We start from the raw sequence: 17718 nt of genomic DNA, 5'->3' as shown, positions 1-17718 counted from the left end.
CAGGCTGAGCAACAATCTTTGGGGGTAGCGCTGCTACCCTTTTTTTTCGGAGTAGATGTATGTCAATAGACTGGAACTGGGGGATCTTTTTACAACAGGCCCCCTTTGGCAACACCACCTATCTCGGCTGGCTGTGGAGCGGCTTTCAGGTCACCATTGCCTTATCCCTCTGCGCCTGGCTCATCGCTTTTCTAATCGGCTCTCTGTTTGGCATCCTGCGCACCGTGCCCGGCCGCGCGCTTTCCGGCATCGGCACGCTGTACGTGGAGCTGTTCCGCAACGTGCCGCTGATCGTACAGTTCTTCGCCTGGTATCTGGTGGTGCCGGAGCTGCTGCCGGAAAATCTCGGCATGTGGTTTAAGGCGGAGCTGGACCCGAACGTGCAGTTCTTTCTCTCCTCGATACTTTGCCTGGGGCTGTTTACCGCCGCGCGCGTCTGCGAGCAGGTTCGAACCGCCATCCAGTCGCTGCCCCGGGGGCAGAAGAACGCCGCGCTGGCGATGGGCCTGACCCTGCCGCAGGCCTACCGCTACGTCCTGCTGCCGAACGCTTACCGGGTTATCGTCCCGCCGATGACCTCGGAGATGATGAATCTGGTGAAAAACTCGGCCATCGCCTCCACCATCGGCCTGGTCGATATGGCCGGCCAGGCGGGCAAGCTGCTGGACTACTCGGCTCACGCCTGGGAGTCCTTTACCGCCATTACCCTCGCCTATGTGCTGATTAACGTCGTTATCATGCTGGTGATGAGCCTGGTGGAACGCAAGATCCGCCTGCCCGGCACGATGGGAGGCCGCTGATGTACGACTTCGACTGGAGCTCTATCCCGCCCTCTCTGCCATATCTGCTGGCCGGGCTGACCATCACGCTGAAGATCACCGCCACGGCGGTGGTGGTCGGCATCGTCTGGGGCACAATCCTTGCGGTAATGCGCCTCTCCCGCTTTGCCCCCATCGCCTGGTTTGCCAAAGCTTACGTCAACGTGTTCCGCGCCATTCCGCTGGTGATGGTGCTGCTGTGGTTCTATCTGATCGTGCCGGGCTTCCTGCAAAACGTGCTGGGCGTGTCGCCAAAAACCGATATCCGGCTGATCTCGGCGATGGTCGCCTTTGCGATGTTTGAAGCGGCCTACTATTCGGAGATTATCCGCGCCGGCATCCAGAGCATCTCCCGCGGGCAGTCCAGCGCCGCCCTGGCGCTGGGGATGACCCACTGGCAGTCGATGCGGCTAATTATCCTGCCGCAGGCGTTCCGGGCGATGGTGCCGCTGCTGCTCACCCAGGGCATCGTGCTGTTCCAGGACACCTCGCTGGTCTATGTGCTTAGCCTGGCGGACTTCTTCCGCACCGCCACCACCATCGGCGAGCGCGACGGCACTCAGGTTGAAATGATCCTGTTCGCCGGTGCCGTCTATTTTGTCTTCAGCCTGAGCGCATCGCTGCTGGTCAGCTGGTTAAAGAAAAGGACCGTATAATGATTACCCTGAAAAATGTTGCAAAATGGTATGGCCACTTTCAGGTGCTGACCGACTGCTCCACCACCGTGCAGAAAGGCGAAGTGGTGGTGGTCTGCGGCCCCTCCGGCTCCGGTAAATCGACGCTGATTAAGACCATCAACGGGCTGGAGCCGGTGCAGCAGGGCGAGATCGCCGTCGACGGCATCGTCGTTAACGACAAAAAAACCGACCTGGCAAAACTTCGCTCCCGGGTCGGGATGGTATTTCAGCACTTTGAGCTGTTTCCACATCTGTCGATTGTGGAGAACCTGACCCTCGCCCAGGTCAAGGTACTGAAACGCGACAAGGCCGCCGCCCGCGACAAGGCGCTGAAGCTGCTGGAGCGCGTGGGCCTCTCCGCCCACGCCGACAAGTTTCCGGCACAGCTCTCCGGCGGCCAGCAGCAGCGCGTGGCCATCGCCCGCGCCCTCTGTATGGACCCCATCGCCATGCTGTTTGACGAACCCACCTCGGCCCTCGATCCCGAGATGATCAACGAAGTGCTGGACGTGATGGTGGAGCTGGCCAACGAGGGGATGACCATGATGGTGGTGACCCACGAAATGGGCTTTGCCCGCAAAGTGGCTAACCGGGTGATCTTTATGGATGAGGGCAAAATCATCGAAGACTCACCGAAGGAGTCATTCTTCGCCAACCCGCAGTCCGGTCGGGCGAAAGACTTCCTCGCGAAGATCCTGCACTAACGCTCGCGGCGCGCGTCCGATCGCGCGCCGCAAACCCTGGCGACAGGCGGCGACTATGGCTCGAACGGCCGACGCTGGAAATGGTCATGCCCGCACTTCGGGCACAGCGGCAGCACGTCCGGCGTGTAGACCGCCAGGTGATAATGGCACTTTTCGCACACCAGGTTCCCCAGCCCGACCACCTCGCCGCTCTGATAGACTCCGTGATGGTTCAGATCCTGGAACACCTCTCGCCACTCAAGCTGCGTTTTGTCGGTGATGTCCGCCAGCTCCTGCCACAGGCTCTCTTTAATCACCCGCATAAACACGCTGTCGTTTTCCTCTTCCCGGCTCTCCTCATAGCTCATGGCGAACTCTTCCAGATCGCGCCTGACGGCGCGCGTCAGCTCGTCCACTTCGGTTCGCGTAAGCTCTCCCGCCTGTATTACCCGCTGGCGCGCCTGCGCCACCAGCGCGTCGATATCGCGTTCGCCATTGCGTAGCCGCTCGCTTAAAGACGCCACCAGCTCACGGTAATATTGCGCAACCTTATTCATCGCCACCTCTCCCGGCTCGTTAACCCACTATAATGATAGACGTTATTTCCGCCGCGCCTGGTGCAATCAGAGGATTTCCGGCCGGAACGCCCGGCGCGGGAATTCACCGCAGAATGCGCGAAAGGCTGTTTTGAAGCGGGCGTTTGGGCTATGCTATGCGGATCTGAAACACCACCCCGAAGCTACGTTTGTAGCCGTATTGAAAACAGGACCACTGGCTGCCATGCAAGAGCAATACCGCCCGGAAGAGATAGAATCCAAAGTACAGCGTCACTGGGATGAGAAGCGCACGTTCGAAGTAACCGAAGACGAGAGTAAAGAGAAGTATTACTGCCTGTCTATGCTTCCCTATCCTTCCGGTCGACTACACATGGGCCACGTGCGTAACTACACTATTGGCGATGTTATTGCGCGCTACCAGCGTATGCTCGGCAAAAACGTTCTGCAGCCCATCGGCTGGGATGCGTTCGGCCTGCCCGCGGAAGGCGCGGCGGTGAAAAACAACACCGCGCCGGCTCCCTGGACGTACGACAACATCGCCTACATGAAAAACCAGCTCAAAATGCTGGGCTTCGGCTATGACTGGAGCCGCGAGCTGGCGACCTGCACCCCGGAATACTACCGCTGGGAGCAAAAGTTCTTCACCGAGCTGTACAAAAAAGGGCTGGTCTATAAGAAAACCTCGGCGGTGAACTGGTGCCCGAACGACCAGACCGTGCTGGCGAACGAGCAGGTCATCGACGGCTGCTGCTGGCGCTGCGATACCAAAGTCGAGCGTAAAGCGATCCCCCAGTGGTTTATCAAAATTACCGCCTACGCCGACGAGCTGCTGAACGATCTGGACAAGCTGGACCACTGGCCTGACACCGTGAAGACGATGCAGCGCAACTGGATCGGCCGCTCTGAAGGGGTGGACATCACCTTTGACGTCAAGGATAACGACGACACCCTGACCGTCTACACCACCCGCCCGGACACCTTTATGGGCTGCACTTACCTGGCGGTGGCCGCCGGCCACCCGCTGAGTGCGAAAGCGGCGGCGTCGAACCCTGAGCTGGCGGCCTTTATCGACGAGTGCCGCAACACTAAGGTGGCCGAAGCCGAGATGGCGACCATGGAGAAAAAAGGCGTCGACACCGGCTTTAAGGCCATCCACCCGCTGACCGGCGAAGCGATCCCCATCTGGGCGGCAAACTTCGTGCTGATGGAGTACGGCACCGGCGCGGTGATGGCCGTTCCGGGACACGACCAGCGCGACTACGAGTTCGCCAGCAAGTATGGTCTGAACATCAAGCCCGTTATCCTGGCAGCGGACGGTTCTGAACCCGATCTCTCCACCCAGGCGCTGACCGAGAAAGGCACCCTGTTTAACTCCGGCGAATTCAGCGGCCTGAGCTTTGAAGAGGGCTTCAACGCCATCGCCGATAAGCTGGCCTCGCTGGGCGTCGGCAAGCGGAAGGTCAACTACCGCCTGCGCGACTGGGGCGTTTCCCGCCAGCGCTACTGGGGCGCGCCGATCCCGATGGTCACCCTGGAAGATGGCACCGTGCTGCCGACGCCGGAAGACCAGCTGCCGGTGATCCTGCCGGAAGACGTGGTAATGGACGGCATCACCAGCCCAATTAAGGCCGACCCCGAGTGGGCGAAGACCACCGTCAACGGCCAGCCGGCGCTGCGCGAAACCGACACCTTCGACACCTTTATGGAGTCCTCCTGGTACTACGCGCGCTACACCTGCCCGCAGTACGACAAGGGGATGCTCGATTCTGACGCCGCCAACTACTGGCTGCCGGTGGATATTTACATCGGCGGTATCGAACACGCCATCATGCACCTGCTCTACTTCCGCTTCTTCCACAAGCTGATGCGCGATGCGGGCATGGTCACCTCCGATGAGCCGGCGAAGCAACTGCTGTGCCAGGGGATGGTGCTGGCGGACGCTTTCTACTACGTCGGCAGCAACGGCGAGCGTAACTGGGTTTCGCCGAAAGAGGCCATCGTTGAGCGCGACGAGAAGGGGCGCATCGTCAAAGCGAAGGACGCCGCGGGGCACGAGCTGGTTTACACCGGCATGAGCAAAATGTCGAAGTCGAAAAACAACGGCATCGACCCGCAGGAGATGGTCGAGCGCTACGGCGCGGACACCGTGCGCCTGTTTATGATGTTCGCCTCCCCGGCGGATATGACCCTTGAGTGGCAGGAGTCCGGCGTGGAGGGGGCCAACCGCTTCCTGAAGCGCGTCTGGAAGCTGGTTTACGAGCACGTTTCCCTGGGCGACGCGGTTGCGCTGAACGTTGACGCCTTAAATGACGATCAGCAGGCGCTGCGCCGCGACGTGCACAAGACTATCGCCAAAGTCACCGACGATATCGGCCGCCGCCAGACCTTCAATACCGCGATTGCGGCGATTATGGAGCTGATGAACAAGCTGGCGAAAGCGCCGCAGGAGAGCGAGCAGGATCGCGCGCTGATGCGTGAAGCGCTGCTGGCGGTCGTGCGTATGCTTAACCCGTTCACCCCCCACGCCAGCTTTGCCCTGTGGCAGGAGCTGAAGGGCGAAGGCGACATCGACAACGCGCCGTGGCCGGTTGCCGACGAAGCCGCTATGGTGGAAAACAGCACGCTGGTGGTGGTGCAGGTGAACGGCAAAGTGCGCGGCAAAATCACCGTTCCGGTGAACGCCACCGAACAACAGGTGCGCGAACGCGCCGCTCAGGAGCACCTGGTGGCAAAATATCTTAATGGCGTTACCGTCCGTAAAGTGATTTACGTGCCGGGCAAACTCCTCAATCTGGTCGTTGGCTAAGCGCAGGAGGAAGCGTGCGATATCTGGCAACTTTACTGTTATCCCTGGCGGTGTTAACCACCGCCGGGTGTGGCTGGCACCTGCGAAGCACCACCCAGGTTCCGACCACCATGAAAACGATGATCCTCGACTCCGGCGATCCGAACGGTCCGCTCAGTCGCGCGGTGCGTAATCAGCTGCGTCTGAACAACATCGAGCTGCTCGACAAAGACACCCTGCGCCAGGACGTACCGTCGCTGCGGCTGGGGAGCGTCAGCATCGGTCAGGATACGGCCTCCGTCTTCCAGGACGGTCAGACGGCGGAGTATCAGATGGTGATGTACGTCAGCGCCTCCGTGCTGATCCCCGGCCGTGATATCTATCCTATCAACGCCAAGGTGTACCGCTCATTCTTCGATAACCCGCAGGTGGCGCTGGCGAAGGACAACGAGCAGAGCCTGATTATCCAGGAGATGTACGACAAGGCCGCCGAGCAGCTGATCCGCAGGCTGCCCAGCGTTCGCGTCGCCGAGGCGCACTCCGCCGCGGAAGAGGCCCCAGCGCAAGAGCCTGTCGCGAAGAGCGCAACGCCGACGACTTCGCCCGCGCGCGTCTCCACCACGCTGGAAGAGTGATGATTCGGCTGTACCCTGAACAGCTCCGCGCGCAGCTCACCGAAGGGCTGCGCGCGGCGTATCTGCTGCTCGGCAACGATCCGCTCCTGCTGCAGGAGAGCCAGGAGGCCATTCGCCAGGCCGCGGTGGAACAGGGCTTCACAGAGCATCACACCTTCGCCCTCGACGCCGGCACCGACTGGCACGCGCTCTTCTCACTGTGCCAGGCGATGAGCCTGTTCGCCAGCCGCCAGACCCTGCTGCTGCTGCTGCCGGAGAACGGCCCCAACGCGGCGCTGAATGAACAACTCGGCGTTCTGACCGGCCTGCTGCATGACGATCTGCTGCTGATCGTGCGCGGCAACCGGCTCAGCAAGGCGCAGGAGAACGCCGGGTGGTTTACCTCGCTGGCCAGCCGGAGCGTGCAGGTCAGCTGCCAGACGCCGGAGCAGGCGCAGCTGCCGCGCTGGCTTGCCGCCCGGGCGAAACAGAACAACCTGCAGCTGGACGACGCCGCCAGCCAGCTGCTGTGCTACTGCTATGAGGGCAATCTGTTAGCCCTGGCCCAGGCGCTGGAGCGGCTGTCGCTGCTCTGGCCCGACGGCAAGCTGACCCTGCCCAGGGTGGAGCAGGCGGTTAACGACGCGGCGCACTTTTCCCCCTTTCACTGGGTGGACGCGCTGCTGGCGGGCAAAAGCAAACGCGCGCTGCATATTCTGCAGCAGCTGCGCCTTGAGGGCTGCGAGCCGCCTATCCTGCTGCGCACGCTGCAGCGCGAGCTGCTGCTGCTGGTGAACCTGAAGCGGCAGTCGGTCCATACGCCGCTGCGCACGCTGTTTGACCGCCATCGGGTCTGGCAAAATCGTCGGGCGCTGACCGGCGAGGCGCTGAACCGGCTCGATCTGACGCAGCTTCGCCAGGCCGTCCACCTGCTGACGCGAACGGAAATTACGCTTAAACAGGATTATGGTCAGTCGGTATGGGCCGAGCTGGAGGGGCTATCCCTTCTGCTGTGTCATAAAGCGCTGGCGGATGTCTTTATCGATGGCTGAGGTAAAAACGCTGCAGGCGCTGTTTGGCGGCACCTTCGATCCGGTACATTACGGCCATCTGAAACCCGTTGAAGCGCTGGCGAATCTGATTGGCCTGGCAAAGGTCATCATTATGCCTAACAACGTCCCCCCCCACCGCCCGCAGCCGGAGGCCAGCAGCGCCCAGCGGAAGGCGATGCTTGAGCTGGCCATCGCCGACAGGCCGCTGTTCACCCTCGATGAACGCGAGCTGCGACGCGACGCCCCCTCCTACACCGCCAGTACGCTGAAGGCATGGCGCGAGGAGCAGGGGCCGGACGCGCCGCTGGCGTTTATCATCGGCCAGGACTCCCTGCTCACCTTTCCCGACTGGCACGACTACGAGACCATTCTCGACAACACGCACCTGATCGTCTGCCGCCGTCCGGGCTATCCGCTGAAGATGGCGCAAGCTCGGCACCAGCGGTGGCTGGAGCGCCACCTGACCCACACGCCGGAGGCACTGCACCATCTGCCGGCGGGCAAAATCTATCTGGCCGAAACCCCGTGGTTCGCTATCTCCGCCAGCCTGATCCGCGAACGACTGGAAAACGGCGAACCGTGCGACGACCTGCTGCCGGACGCGGTGCTCGATTATATCAATCAGCAGGGGCTGTACCGCTGAGCGCCGCGCCCAGCGCCGCCAGCAGGCGTTCGTTTTCCGCCCGGCTTCGTATCGCCACCCGGTAGTAGCGGGCGTCCAGCCCCGGATAGTTAGCGCAGCTGCGGATGAGAATGCGCTGTGCCAGCAGGGCCTGCTGGAGTTCCTGCCCCCTCTTTTCGCAGCGCAGCAGAAGATAGTTGGCCCGCCCTGGATAAACCGTCAGCCCGGCCAGCCCGCTCAGCCGTTGATAAAAGCGCGCGCCCTCTTCCGCCAGCCAGCGCCAGGTCGCCTGCTGATAATCCCGCTCCTCCAGAATCATTTCGCCGGCCAGCGCCGCAAAGGCGTTAATCGACCAGGGCATCTGCCGGGCCTTTATGGCGGCCACCGCCCGGGGATCGCTGTTCACCAGGTAGCCCAGCCGCAGCCCAGGTATCGCGTAGAACTTGGTCAGCGAGCGCAGCACCCAGACGTGGGGATACGCCTGCAGCATCGGGATCAACCCCGGCTCGTCAGGAATAAAGTCGAGAAACGCTTCATCAACAATCAGCGCGATCCCCAGCGCCCCGCAGCGCCGGGCGATGGCCAGCAGCAGTTCCCGCTCCGGCAGCAGCCCCGTCGGGTTATTCGGGGTACAGAGGAACAGGCAGTCCAGCGCCGGCGTCAGCGCCGGCAGAATGGCATCGGTAAGCTGCCAGCCATCCGCCTCCCGCAGCGGAAAGGCTTCGATTTCACATTCGCCCCAGCGCAGCGCCCGGCGATACTCCGCGAAGCCGGGGGTGACGATCATCGCCCGCCGCGGCTTCAGCCCGCAGGCGAGGGTAAAAATGGCCTCCGTCTCGCCGTTGGCGGCCAGAATCCACTCCGCCGGTATCCCGTGATGCGCGGCCAGCGCCTGGTGCAGGCGCAGGTAGTCAACGTCGGGATAGCGCTCGGCGTGCGACAAACTGTTGACGATGGCACATTTCAGCGCATCGGGCATCCCCAGAGGATTAATATTCGCGCTAAAATCCAGCAGTTGTTCAGGCGTAACACCTGCCAGCGCCGCGGCCTCCCGCGTATTGCCGCCGTGGGCGCTTTTAAATAAAGACATCGTGCCGCTCCGGGTAAAAGCGGCTATTTTAAAGAAAAAAGGGCCGGCAAACAGGACAAACGTCATGTTTTGCGCGTCCGCTTCCGGGGGAAAAATGCGACTCTGGTTAGTTCGCCACGGGGAAACTGAAGCCAACGTTGCCGGGCTGTACAGCGGCCACGCCCCGACGCCGCTGACGGCGAAAGGCATCGCCCAGGCGCAGGCTCTGCACGGGCTACTGCGCAACGCGCCGTTCGATCGCCTGCTCTGCAGCGAGCTGGAGCGCGCCCGCCATACCGCGCGCCTTGTGCTGCAGGCGCGCGAGGTGCCCCGGCAGATCCTGCCGGAGCTGAATGAGATGTTTTTTGGCGACTGGGAGATGCGCCACCACCGCGATCTCCGCCTGGAGGATGCGGAAAACTATGCCGCCTGGTGCGCCGACTGGCAGAACGCCGCCCCAACCAACGGGGAGGGCTTCAGCGCCTTTGCCCGGCGCGTCGAGCGCTTTATCGGGCAGCTCGCCGGGCGGCAGGAGGAGAACCTGCTGGTGGTCAGCCATCAGGGGGTACTGAGCCTGCTCATCGCCCGGCTGCTGGGTATGCCCGCGGAGGCAATGTGGCGCTTTCGCGTGGAGCAGGGATGCTGGAGCGCGCTGGATTTTTGCGAAGGCTTCGCCACCCTGAAAGTGCTGAACAGCCGCGCGGTCTGGCAGCCGGACGAATAAAATCTGTTTTTTTTCCGCAGAGGCGTTTCGGACATTGACACCCCCTGACAGGCTGTTATTCTCCGCAGCCGGGCTTTTTTTCGCCGACGCTTCGCGGACGTTTTTTTCAGCATGGCGAGACGAGCCATTATGCGAGAGAGAACGATAGCCCGCACTCGCCAGCCGATTCGGCGATTCGGATCCGATATCGCCACAGGTTCAGGTATACTGGCGAACCGTTTCCATTTTTTCATGCGCCCAGGGGGACACTTGCAGGGTAAAGCACTCCAGGATTTTGTTATCGACAAAATTGACGACCTTAAAGGTCAGGACATTATCGCCTTAGACGTTCAGGGTAAATCCAGCATCACCGACTGCATGATCATCTGCACCGGCACCTCCAGCCGTCACGTTATGTCAATCGCCGACCACGTCGTTCAGGAGTCCCGTGCGGCGGGTATGTTACCGCTGGGCGTTGAGGGCGAGAGCGTCGCCGACTGGATCGTCGTTGACCTCGGCGACGTGATCGTCCACGTCATGCAGGAAGAGAGTCGCCGCCTGTATGAGCTGGAAAAACTCTGGAGTTAATGCGTGAAGCTTCAGCTTGTCGCCGTTGGCACCAAAATGCCCGACTGGGTGCAGAGCGGATTTAGCGAATATCTGCGGTGCTTTCCCAAAGATCTACCCTTTGAGCTTATTGAAATTCCGGCGGGCAAACGCGGCAAAAATGCCGACATTAAGCGGATCCTTGAGAAAGAGGGCGAGCTGATGCTGGCGGCTGCGGGCAAAAACCGTATCGTCACCCTCGATATCCCCGGCAAGCCGTGGGATACACCGCAGCTGGCGAACGAGCTGGAGCGCTGGAAGCAGGACGGCCGTGACGTCAGCCTGCTGATTGGCGGGCCGGAAGGGCTTGCTCCCGCCTGCAAAGCGGCAGCGGAGCAGAGCTGGTCCCTCTCTGCGCTGACGCTGCCACACCCGCTGGTGCGGGTGCTGGTGGCGGAGAGCCTGTACCGGGCGTGGAGCATTACCACTAACCATCCTTATCACCGTGAGTGAAGGTTGAGCCTTGAATAGATTACGCAGCGGATGAAAATACAGAATTCTTTTCGCGACTATACGGCTGAGTCCGCGCTGTTCGTGCGCCGGGCGCTGATCGCCTTTTTGGGTATTTTGCTACTCACCGGCGTGCTGATCGCCAATCTGTATAATCTGCAAATCATCCGCTATAACGACTACCAGACCCGCTCAAACGAAAACCGGATCAAGCTGGTTCCGATCCCCCCCAGCCGCGGGATCATCTATGACCGCAACGGTATTCCGCTGGCGTTGAACCGCACCATCTACCAGATCGAGATGATGCCGGAGAAGGTCGATAACGTGCAGCAGACCCTGGAAGCCCTGCGCGGCGTGGTGGATCTGACCGACGACGACATCGCCGCCTTCAAAAAAGAGCGCTCGCGCTCGCACCGCTTCGTCTCCATTCCGGTAAAAACCAACCTGACCGAAGTGCAGGTCGCGCGCTTTGCCGTTAACCAGTACCGCTTTCCGGGGGTCGAGGTTAAAGGCTACAAGCGCCGCTACTACCCCTACGGCTCCGCCCTGACCCACGTTATTGGCTACGTGTCGAAGATTAACGATAAGGACGTGGAGCGCCTCGACAGAGAGGGCAAGCTGGCCAACTATGCCGCGACTCACGACATCGGCAAACTGGGCATTGAGCGCTATTACGAAGAGGTGCTGCACGGCCAGACCGGCTACGAAGAGGTGGAGGTCAACAACCGCGGCCGGGTGATCCGCCAGCTTAAGGAAGTGCCGCCCCAGGCCGGGCACGATATCTGGCTGACGCTGGATCTCAAGCTTCAGCAATATATTGAAACCCTGCTGGCGGGCAGCCGCGCCGCCGTGGTGGTAACCGACCCGCGCACCGGGGGCGTGCTGGCGCTGGTCTCCATGCCGAGCTACGATCCAAACCTGTTCGTCAACGGCATCTCCAGTAAGGACTACTCCGCCCTGCTCAACGATCTCAATACCCCGCTGGTCAACCGCGCCACGCAGGGCGTCTATCCCCCCGCCTCGACGGTGAAACCCTACGTGGCGGTTTCGGCGCTCAGCGCCGGGGTGATCACCCGCAACACCAGCCTCTTCGATCCCGGCTGGTGGCAACTGCCCGGCTCGGAAAAACGTTACCGCGACTGGAAAAAATGGGGCCACGGGCATCTCAACGTCACCAAATCGCTGGAAGAGTCGGCGGACACCTTTTTCTATCAGGTCGCCTATGATATGGGCATCGATCGCCTCTCCGAATGGATGGGCAAGTTCGGCTACGGCCACTATACCGGCATCGACCTCGCGGAGGAGCGCTCCGGCAATATGCCCACCCGCGAGTGGAAGCAGAAGCGCTTTAAAAAACCCTGGTATCAGGGCGACACCATTCCGGTAGGCATCGGCCAGGGCTACTGGACCGCCACGCCGATTCAGATGAACAAGGCGCTGATGATCCTGATTAACGACGGGGTGGTGAAGGTGCCGCATCTACTGATGAGCACCGCCGAGAACGGCAGGAAGGTGCCGTGGGTGCAGCCGCACGAGCCGCCGGTGGGCGACGTCCACTCAGGCTTCTGGGAGCTGGCAAAGGACGGTATGTACGGCGTGGCCAACCGCGGCAACGGTACGGCGCATAAATATTTCGCCAGCGCCCCTTATAAAATCGCCGCCAAATCCGGGACGGCCCAGGTCTTCGGCCTGAAGGCCAACGAAACCTATAACGCGCATAAAATTGCCGAAAGGCTGCGCGATCACAAGCTGATGACGGCCTTCGCCCCCTATAACAACCCCCAGGTTGCGGTGGCCATGATCCTCGAAAACGGCGGTGCCGGACCGGCGGTCGGCACCCTGATGCGCCAGATCCTCGATCACATCATGCTGGGCGATAACAACACCACGCTGCCTGCTGAAAATCCGGCGGTAGCCGCAGCGGAGGACCAATAGCCATGACGGATAATCCGAACAAAAAAACGTTCTGGGACAAAATTCATATCGACCCCACCATGCTGCTGATCCTGCTGGTGCTGCTGGCCTATAGCGCGCTGGTGATCTGGAGCGCCAGCGGCCAGGATATCGGCATGACGGAGCGTAAAATCGGTCAGATCGCCATGGGACTGGTGGTAATGGCGATCATGGCGCAGATCCCGCCGCGGGTGTACGAAGGCTGGGCCCCCTGGCTCTATATAATCTGTATCATCCTGCTGGTGGCCGTCGACGCCTTCGGTGCCATCTCTAAGGGCGCTCAGCGCTGGCTGGATCTCGGCATCGTACGCTTTCAGCCTTCGGAAATCGCCAAAATCGCCGTCCCGCTGATGGTGGCGCGCTTTATTAACCGCGACGTCTGCCCGCCGTCGCTAAAAAACACCGCTATCGCGCTGGTGCTGATCTTTATGCCGACGCTGCTGGTGGCGGCGCAGCCGGACCTCGGCACCTCAATCCTGGTGGCGCTCTCCGGCCTGTTCGTGCTGTTCCTCTCCGGCCTGAGCTGGCGTCTGATCGGCATCGCCGTCCTGCTGCTGGCGGCCTTTATTCCGATCCTGTGGTTCTTTCTGATGCACGACTACCAGCGGCAGCGCGTCATGATGCTGCTCGATCCGGAGAGCGATCCGCTCGGGGCGGGCTACCATATTATTCAGTCTAAAATCGCCATCGGCTCCGGCGGCCTGCGCGGCAAGGGCTGGCTGCACGGCACCCAGTCGCAGCTGGAGTTTCTGCCCGAACGCCATACCGACTTTATCTTCGCGGTGCTGGCGGAGGAGCTGGGCCTGGTGGGAATACTGATCCTGCTGGCGCTGTACATTCTGCTGATTATGCGCGGCCTGTGGATCGCCGCCCGGGCGCAAACCACCTTCGGCAGGGTTATGGCCGGCGGGCTAATGCTAATATTATTCGTTTATGTCTTCGTAAATATTGGTATGGTAAGCGGTATTCTGCCCGTGGTGGGCGTCCCGCTGCCGCTGGTCAGCTACGGAGGCTCCGCGCTGATCGTGCTGATGGCCGGATTTGGCATAGTAATGTCGATCCATACCCACCGAAAAATGTTGTCGAAAAGCGTATAAGGAGTGCGCAATGCGTAAGCAGTTGCCTGGAGTCTGCGTCGCGGCAGGAATTATGCTGCTCGCCGCATGTACGAACGATAGCGGACAGCAGCAGGCTGTCATCGCGCCGCAGCCGACGGTATGCAGCGGTCCGGTCGTTGAAATTAGCGGCGCGGAACCCCGCTTTGAACCGCTCAGTCCGACGGTGAATCAGGATTATCAGCGCGACGGTCAACGCTTCTCGATCGTGCAGGACCCTTCCCGCTTTAGCCAGTCCGGGCTGGCGGCGATTTATGACGCCGAGCCGGGCAGCAACCTGACCGCTTCCGGCGAGCCGTTCGATCCGATGCAGCTGACCGCGGCGCATCCAACCCTGCCCATTCCCAGCTATGCGCGCATCACCAACCTGGCCAACGGCCGGATGATCGTGGTGCGCATTAACGATCGCGGCCCGTACGGCAACGGTCGGGTGATTTCGCTCTCCCGCGCGGCGGCCGACCGGCTGAATACCTCCAACAATACAAAAGTACGCATCGATCCCATTATCGTCGCCCAGGACGGTTCCCTCTCCGGGCCGGGGATGGCCTGCACCACGGTGGCTAAACAGACCTACGCCCTGCCCCCGCGTCCGGATCTGAGCGGCGGTACAGAGGGAGCTTTCTCGCCTGCCGCTCCGGTTCAGCCCCAGGGCGGCGAGGTCATGGCCATTAATAACGCCACGCTGAGCGGCGGTGACGCCCCCGGGGCACCGGTCAACGGCGGCGGTTTTCTCGGCGCGCCGACGACCTTAGCGCCGGGCGTGCTGGAAGGCAGCGAACCCACGCCGCCGCAGCCGGCGACATCCGCACCGGCGGAACAGCCGGTGAGCGCCACCGTAGCGCCTGCCGATGGCCGCTTTATGGTACAGGTCGGGGCGGTCAGCGACAGCGAACGCGCCCGACAGTACCAGCAGCAGCTGAGCCAGCGGTTCGGCGTGCCGGGCCGTGTGGTGCAGAACGGTGCCGTCTGGCGCATCCAGCTCGGGCCGTTCAGCGGACGAAGCGAAGCCGCCGCGCTGCAGCAGCGTCTGCAGGATGATGCACAGCTGCCGTCGTTTATTACCGGCGCTCAGTAACAAGCCACCCTTCGACGGCGCGGACAACGTTTTACCGGCCCCGGACCGGCTTTAAAAAGCGCGGCCGGAAGCCGGATACAAAAATGGCGCGCCCGCCGAACGCGGTATAACCTGCAGGTTTGTCAGTTTCCGTAAATGATATTAACAAAGTCATGCGGAAAGTCAGATGCTTGCAGATTATGCATTTGCTATAGTAAAGCACTTTTTAATTCCATCACGGATGTCGTAGTACAGACTATGAAGATCACTTTCTCCGCTCGTTTCATGCAGCGCATGGCGCTCGCCGCGTCGCTTTGCGCCGCCTTAGCCTCTGGCGCGCATGCCGATGACCTGAATATCAAGACCATGATCCCAGGTGCACCGCAAATCGATGCGGAATCCTGGATTCTAATCGACTATAACTCCGGTAAAGTGCTGGCAGAACAGAACGCTGACGCCCGCCGCGACCCGGCCAGCCTGACTAAAATGATGACCAGCTACGTCATCGGCCAGGCGATGAAGGCGGGCAAGTTTAAAGAGAGCGATCTGGTCACTATCGGCAACGACGCCTGGGCCACCGGCAACCCGGTGTTCAAAGGCTCCTCGCTGATGTTCCTCAAGCCCGGAATGCAGGTTCCCGTTTCGCAGCTTATTCGCGGCATCAATCTGCAGTCCGGTAACGACGCCTGCGTCGCCATGGCCGACTACGCCGCCGGTAGCCAGGATGCGTTTGTTGGCCTGATGAACCGCTACGTGAACGCGCTGGGGCTGAAGAACACCCACTTCCAGACCGTTCACGGCCTTGACGCAGACGGCCAGTACAGCTCCGCGCGCGATATGGCGCTCATCGGCCAGGCGCTGATCCGCGATGTGCCCAACGAATACGCTATCTATAAAGAAAAAGAGTTCACCTTTAACGGCATCCGTCAGCTGAACCGCAATGGCCTGCTGTGGGACAATAGCCTGAACGTTGACGGCATCAAGACCGGCCACACCAGCAAGGCGGGCTATAACCTGGTGGCCTCCGCCACTGAAGGGCAGATGCGCCTGATCTCTGCGGTAATGGGGGGTCGCACCTTCAAGGGCCGGGAAACCGAAAGCAAAAAGCTGTTGACCTGGGGTTTCCGCTTCTTTGAGACCGTCAATCCGCTGAAGGCAGGTAAAGAGTTTGCCTCTGAACCCGCCTGGTTTGGCGATACCGATCGCGCCTCGCTGGGTGTCGATAAAGACGTTTATCTGACGATTCCCCGCGGGCGGATGAAGGATCTGAAGGCCAGCTATGCTCTCACCACCACCGAGCTGCACGCGCCGCTGCAGAAAAATCAGCAGGTCGGCACCATTGAATTCCAGCTGGATGGCAAGGTTATCGATCGACACCCGCTGGTGGTGCTGCAGGAGATCCCGGAAGGCAACTTCTTTGGCAAAATGATTGATTACATTAAGCTAATGTTCCACCGCTGGTTTGGTTAAAAAACGCGCGCTTGAAAGCGCGGTTTCCAACCCCATATACTGTGTATCCTGATAACTCCCACCCGCTGTGGGAGTTATTGTTTTTTGACGTAACGCCGGAGCTGACATGAAAACCAAACTTAACGAACTGCTTGAATTCCCTACTCCTTTTACTTACAAGGTAATGGGGCAGGCGATGCCCGAGCTGGTTGATCGGGTGGTTGAAGTGGTACAGCGCCATGCGCCTGGCGACTACTCTCCGACGGTGAAGCCAAGCAGCAAAGGCAACTACCACTCGGTCTCTATCACCATCAACGCGACCCATATTGAGCAGGTTGAAACGCTGTACGAAGAGCTTGGCAATATCGAAATCGTCCGCATGGTTCTGTAGGCCGGCTCCCTTAATCGTTCGTGAGCGTCGCTGGCGGTCGCTCAGATCCGGGACATGGTGCGAACCGTAGGTCTGATTATTCCAGATGCGCAGCGAGCAACGCGACAACGCCCCTGAACGGCCGCCCGGCGTTACCGGTCGGCCCTCCCTCCCCCTCCGGCTGTGATATACTTTTTCTTCGTTTATTCACTCTCTACGGAGATGCCGTTTTGTCTCAGGATAAAATTCTGGTTCGCCAGCTCGGCCTGCAGCCCTATCAGCCCGTATCCCGGGCAATGCACGACTTCACCGATACCCGCGATGACCACACCCCGGATGAGATCTGGCTGGTGGAACACCACCCCGTCTTCACCCAGGGACAGGCGGGCAAAGCAGAGCACATCCTGATGCCCGGTGATATCCCGGTAATACAGAGCGATCGCGGGGGGCAGGTCACCTATCACGGTCCGGGTCAGCAGGTGATGTATGTCTTACTGAACCTTAAGCGACGCAGGCTTGGAGTAAGGCAACTGGTTACTTTGCTGGAACAGACGGTGGTGAACACGCTGGCGGAGCTTGATATCGAGGCTCATCCGCGCGCCGACGCGCCTGGAGTCTACGTGGGAGAAAAAAAAATATGTTCACTGGGGCTGCGCATTCGCCGCGGCTGCTCATTCCACGGCCTGGCGCTGAATGTAAATATGGATCTTGCACCTTTTCTGCGCATTAACCCCTGCGGCTATGCCGGCATGGAGATGGCTAAAGTGGCGCAGTGGAAAGATGACGCCACCACGGAAAGCGTTGCTCCCCGGCTATTAATTAACATGTTAGCACAACTAAATAATCCACCTTATGAATACATCAGCGCTTAAATAAGGCAGAAACTTGACCCGGCTAGATCTACGGGTCATATAGCATATATCTTTTGAATGCTTTACATCTGGTTCCGCTTTCTATATTTTCGTTCTACCTTAACTCATACTGCTAACAGTTTTACCCGGACAAGGACTGCGACCGTCCGGGGTATTTTATCGTGGGCACTATCCCGATGGCAGAATGCTTTGACTTATTAAAGAGGTTAATTTTTTACGCGCAGCAGGCAATAATTGAGAATAACAATACACACAGCAAATATGTTCTC

Annotated in this window: 18 protein-coding genes; 16 read left to right on the top strand and 2 right to left on the bottom strand. The window is 60.3% G+C overall.

The window, feature by feature from the left end; translation table 11 throughout:
• The first annotated feature begins 59 nt into the window (after positions 1-59).
• The 3 genes from GJV78_RS01165 to GJV78_RS01155 are packed head-to-tail and all read left to right on the top strand — an operon-like array spanning position 60 to position 2199.
• Complete coding sequence (locus GJV78_RS01165) at positions 60-800, top strand: amino acid ABC transporter permease (RefSeq protein ID WP_155106593.1); 741 nt, start codon at positions 60-62, stop codon at positions 798-800.
• Entirely contained in the window at positions 800-1474 is a 675-nt protein-coding gene (gltK, locus tag GJV78_RS01160) for a glutamate/aspartate ABC transporter permease GltK (protein ID WP_155106592.1), read from the top strand. The genes GJV78_RS01165 and gltK overlap by 1 nt, the downstream gene beginning before the upstream one ends.
• Positions 1474-2199, top strand: a complete 726-nt coding sequence (locus GJV78_RS01155) for an amino acid ABC transporter ATP-binding protein (protein WP_155106591.1) — start codon at positions 1474-1476, stop codon at positions 2197-2199. Before gltK ends, GJV78_RS01155 begins: the two co-directional genes overlap by 1 nt.
• 53 nt (positions 2200-2252) lie before the next feature.
• Here GJV78_RS01155 and GJV78_RS01150 read toward each other — a convergent pair whose 3' ends face one another.
• Complete coding sequence (locus GJV78_RS01150) at positions 2253-2735, bottom strand: zinc ribbon-containing protein (protein WP_155106590.1); 483 nt, start codon at positions 2733-2735, stop codon at positions 2253-2255.
• 223 nt (positions 2736-2958) lie between these two features.
• Here GJV78_RS01150 and leuS point away from each other — a divergent pair, with 223 nt between their 5' ends.
• From leuS to nadD, 4 genes are read left to right on the top strand one after another with little or no spacing between them, the layout of a single operon-like run.
• Positions 2959-5541 carry a leucine--tRNA ligase gene (gene leuS, locus GJV78_RS01145; RefSeq protein WP_155106589.1) on the top strand — a complete coding sequence of 861 codons (2583 nt, stop codon included), beginning with the start codon at positions 2959-2961 and terminating at the stop codon, positions 5539-5541.
• 14 nt (positions 5542-5555) lie between these two features.
• Positions 5556-6155: an LPS assembly lipoprotein LptE gene (lptE, locus tag GJV78_RS01140; protein WP_167519302.1), complete on the top strand. Its 600-nt coding sequence runs from the start codon at positions 5556-5558 to the stop codon at positions 6153-6155.
• Positions 6155-7186, top strand: a complete 1032-nt coding sequence (gene holA, locus GJV78_RS01135) for a DNA polymerase III subunit delta (protein WP_155106588.1) — start codon at positions 6155-6157, stop codon at positions 7184-7186. Before lptE ends, holA begins: the two co-directional genes overlap by 1 nt.
• Complete coding sequence (gene nadD, locus GJV78_RS01130) at positions 7179-7829, top strand: nicotinate-nucleotide adenylyltransferase (protein WP_155106587.1); 651 nt, start codon at positions 7179-7181, stop codon at positions 7827-7829. Before holA ends, nadD begins: the two co-directional genes overlap by 8 nt.
• Here nadD and cobD read toward each other — a convergent pair.
• Positions 7804-8898 (bottom strand): threonine-phosphate decarboxylase CobD, encoded by a 1095-nt coding sequence (gene cobD, locus GJV78_RS01125; protein WP_155106586.1) that lies wholly within the window; start codon positions 8896-8898, stop codon positions 7804-7806. The two genes, nadD and cobD, sit on opposite strands and share 26 nt — an antisense overlap.
• A gap of 94 nt (positions 8899-8992) precedes the next feature.
• On the opposite strand from cobD, the gene GJV78_RS01120 reads away from it, so the two are divergent.
• The 9 genes from GJV78_RS01120 (at position 8993) to lipB (ending at position 17449) form a co-directional block, all read left to right on the top strand.
• Positions 8993-9601 carry an adenosylcobalamin/alpha-ribazole phosphatase gene (locus GJV78_RS01120; protein WP_155106585.1) on the top strand — a complete coding sequence of 203 codons (609 nt, stop codon included), beginning with the start codon at positions 8993-8995 and terminating at the stop codon, positions 9599-9601.
• A 249-nt stretch (positions 9602-9850) separates the two neighbouring features.
• Positions 9851-10168 carry a ribosome silencing factor gene (gene rsfS, locus GJV78_RS01115; protein ID WP_155106584.1) on the top strand — a complete coding sequence of 106 codons (318 nt, stop codon included), beginning with the start codon at positions 9851-9853 and terminating at the stop codon, positions 10166-10168.
• A gap of 3 nt (positions 10169-10171) precedes the next feature.
• Positions 10172-10639: a 23S rRNA (pseudouridine(1915)-N(3))-methyltransferase RlmH gene (gene rlmH, locus GJV78_RS01110; RefSeq protein ID WP_167519301.1), complete on the top strand. Its 468-nt coding sequence runs from the start codon at positions 10172-10174 to the stop codon at positions 10637-10639.
• Between the two features lie 30 nt (positions 10640-10669).
• Complete coding sequence (gene mrdA / locus GJV78_RS01105) at positions 10670-12571, top strand: peptidoglycan DD-transpeptidase MrdA (RefSeq protein WP_155106583.1); 1902 nt, start codon at positions 10670-10672, stop codon at positions 12569-12571.
• A 2-nt stretch (positions 12572-12573) separates the two neighbouring features.
• Entirely contained in the window at positions 12574-13686 is a 1113-nt protein-coding gene (mrdB, locus tag GJV78_RS01100) for a peptidoglycan glycosyltransferase MrdB (RefSeq protein ID WP_155106582.1), read from the top strand.
• Between the two features lie 10 nt (positions 13687-13696).
• Positions 13697-14779 carry an endolytic peptidoglycan transglycosylase RlpA gene (gene rlpA / locus GJV78_RS01095; RefSeq protein WP_155106581.1) on the top strand — a complete coding sequence of 361 codons (1083 nt, stop codon included), beginning with the start codon at positions 13697-13699 and terminating at the stop codon, positions 14777-14779.
• Between the two features lie 237 nt (positions 14780-15016).
• A complete protein-coding gene (gene dacA, locus GJV78_RS01090) occupies positions 15017-16228 on the top strand; it encodes a D-alanyl-D-alanine carboxypeptidase DacA (protein ID WP_155106580.1) in 1212 nt (403 codons plus the stop codon).
• 106 nt (positions 16229-16334) lie between these two features.
• Entirely contained in the window at positions 16335-16598 is a 264-nt protein-coding gene (gene ybeD / locus GJV78_RS01085; protein WP_155106579.1) for a DUF493 family protein YbeD, read from the top strand.
• Positions 16599-16807: 209 nt separating this feature from the next.
• Positions 16808-17449 carry a lipoyl(octanoyl) transferase LipB gene (gene lipB, locus GJV78_RS01080; protein WP_155106578.1) on the top strand — a complete coding sequence of 214 codons (642 nt, stop codon included), beginning with the start codon at positions 16808-16810 and terminating at the stop codon, positions 17447-17449.
• The last annotated feature ends 269 nt before the right edge of the window (positions 17450-17718 follow it).

The organism is Intestinirhabdus alba, from assembly GCF_009711095.1.
Taxonomy (GTDB): Bacteria; Pseudomonadota; Gammaproteobacteria; order Enterobacterales; family Enterobacteriaceae; genus Intestinirhabdus; species Intestinirhabdus alba.
The sequence above is the reverse complement of the archived record's forward strand: the minus strand, read 5'-3'. Positions and strand labels throughout refer to the sequence as shown.

Excerpts from the sequence above, each read along its gene's own strand:
- GJV78_RS01165 (WP_155106593.1), top strand. The coding sequence starts at position 60 with ATGTCAATAGACTGGAACTGGGGGATCTTTTTACAACAGGCCCCCTTT.
- gltK (WP_155106592.1), top strand. The coding sequence starts at position 800 with ATGTACGACTTCGACTGGAGCTCTATCCCGCCCTCTCTGCCATATCTG.
- GJV78_RS01155 (WP_155106591.1), top strand. The coding sequence starts at position 1,474 with ATGATTACCCTGAAAAATGTTGCAAAATGGTATGGCCACTTTCAGGTG.
- GJV78_RS01150 (WP_155106590.1), bottom strand. The coding sequence starts at position 2,735 with ATGAATAAGGTTGCGCAATATTACCGTGAGCTGGTGGCGTCTTTAAGC.
- leuS (WP_155106589.1), top strand. The coding sequence starts at position 2,959 with ATGCAAGAGCAATACCGCCCGGAAGAGATAGAATCCAAAGTACAGCGT.
- holA (WP_155106588.1), top strand. The coding sequence starts at position 6,155 with ATGATTCGGCTGTACCCTGAACAGCTCCGCGCGCAGCTCACCGAAGGG.
- nadD (WP_155106587.1), top strand. The coding sequence starts at position 7,179 with ATGGCTGAGGTAAAAACGCTGCAGGCGCTGTTTGGCGGCACCTTCGAT.
- cobD (WP_155106586.1), bottom strand. The coding sequence starts at position 8,898 with ATGTCTTTATTTAAAAGCGCCCACGGCGGCAATACGCGGGAGGCCGCG.
- GJV78_RS01120 (WP_155106585.1), top strand. The coding sequence starts at position 8,993 with ATGCGACTCTGGTTAGTTCGCCACGGGGAAACTGAAGCCAACGTTGCC.
- mrdA (WP_155106583.1), top strand. The coding sequence starts at position 10,670 with ATGAAAATACAGAATTCTTTTCGCGACTATACGGCTGAGTCCGCGCTG.
- mrdB (WP_155106582.1), top strand. The coding sequence starts at position 12,574 with ATGACGGATAATCCGAACAAAAAAACGTTCTGGGACAAAATTCATATC.
- rlpA (WP_155106581.1), top strand. The coding sequence starts at position 13,697 with ATGCGTAAGCAGTTGCCTGGAGTCTGCGTCGCGGCAGGAATTATGCTG.
- dacA (WP_155106580.1), top strand. The coding sequence starts at position 15,017 with ATGAAGATCACTTTCTCCGCTCGTTTCATGCAGCGCATGGCGCTCGCC.
- ybeD (WP_155106579.1), top strand. The coding sequence starts at position 16,335 with ATGAAAACCAAACTTAACGAACTGCTTGAATTCCCTACTCCTTTTACT.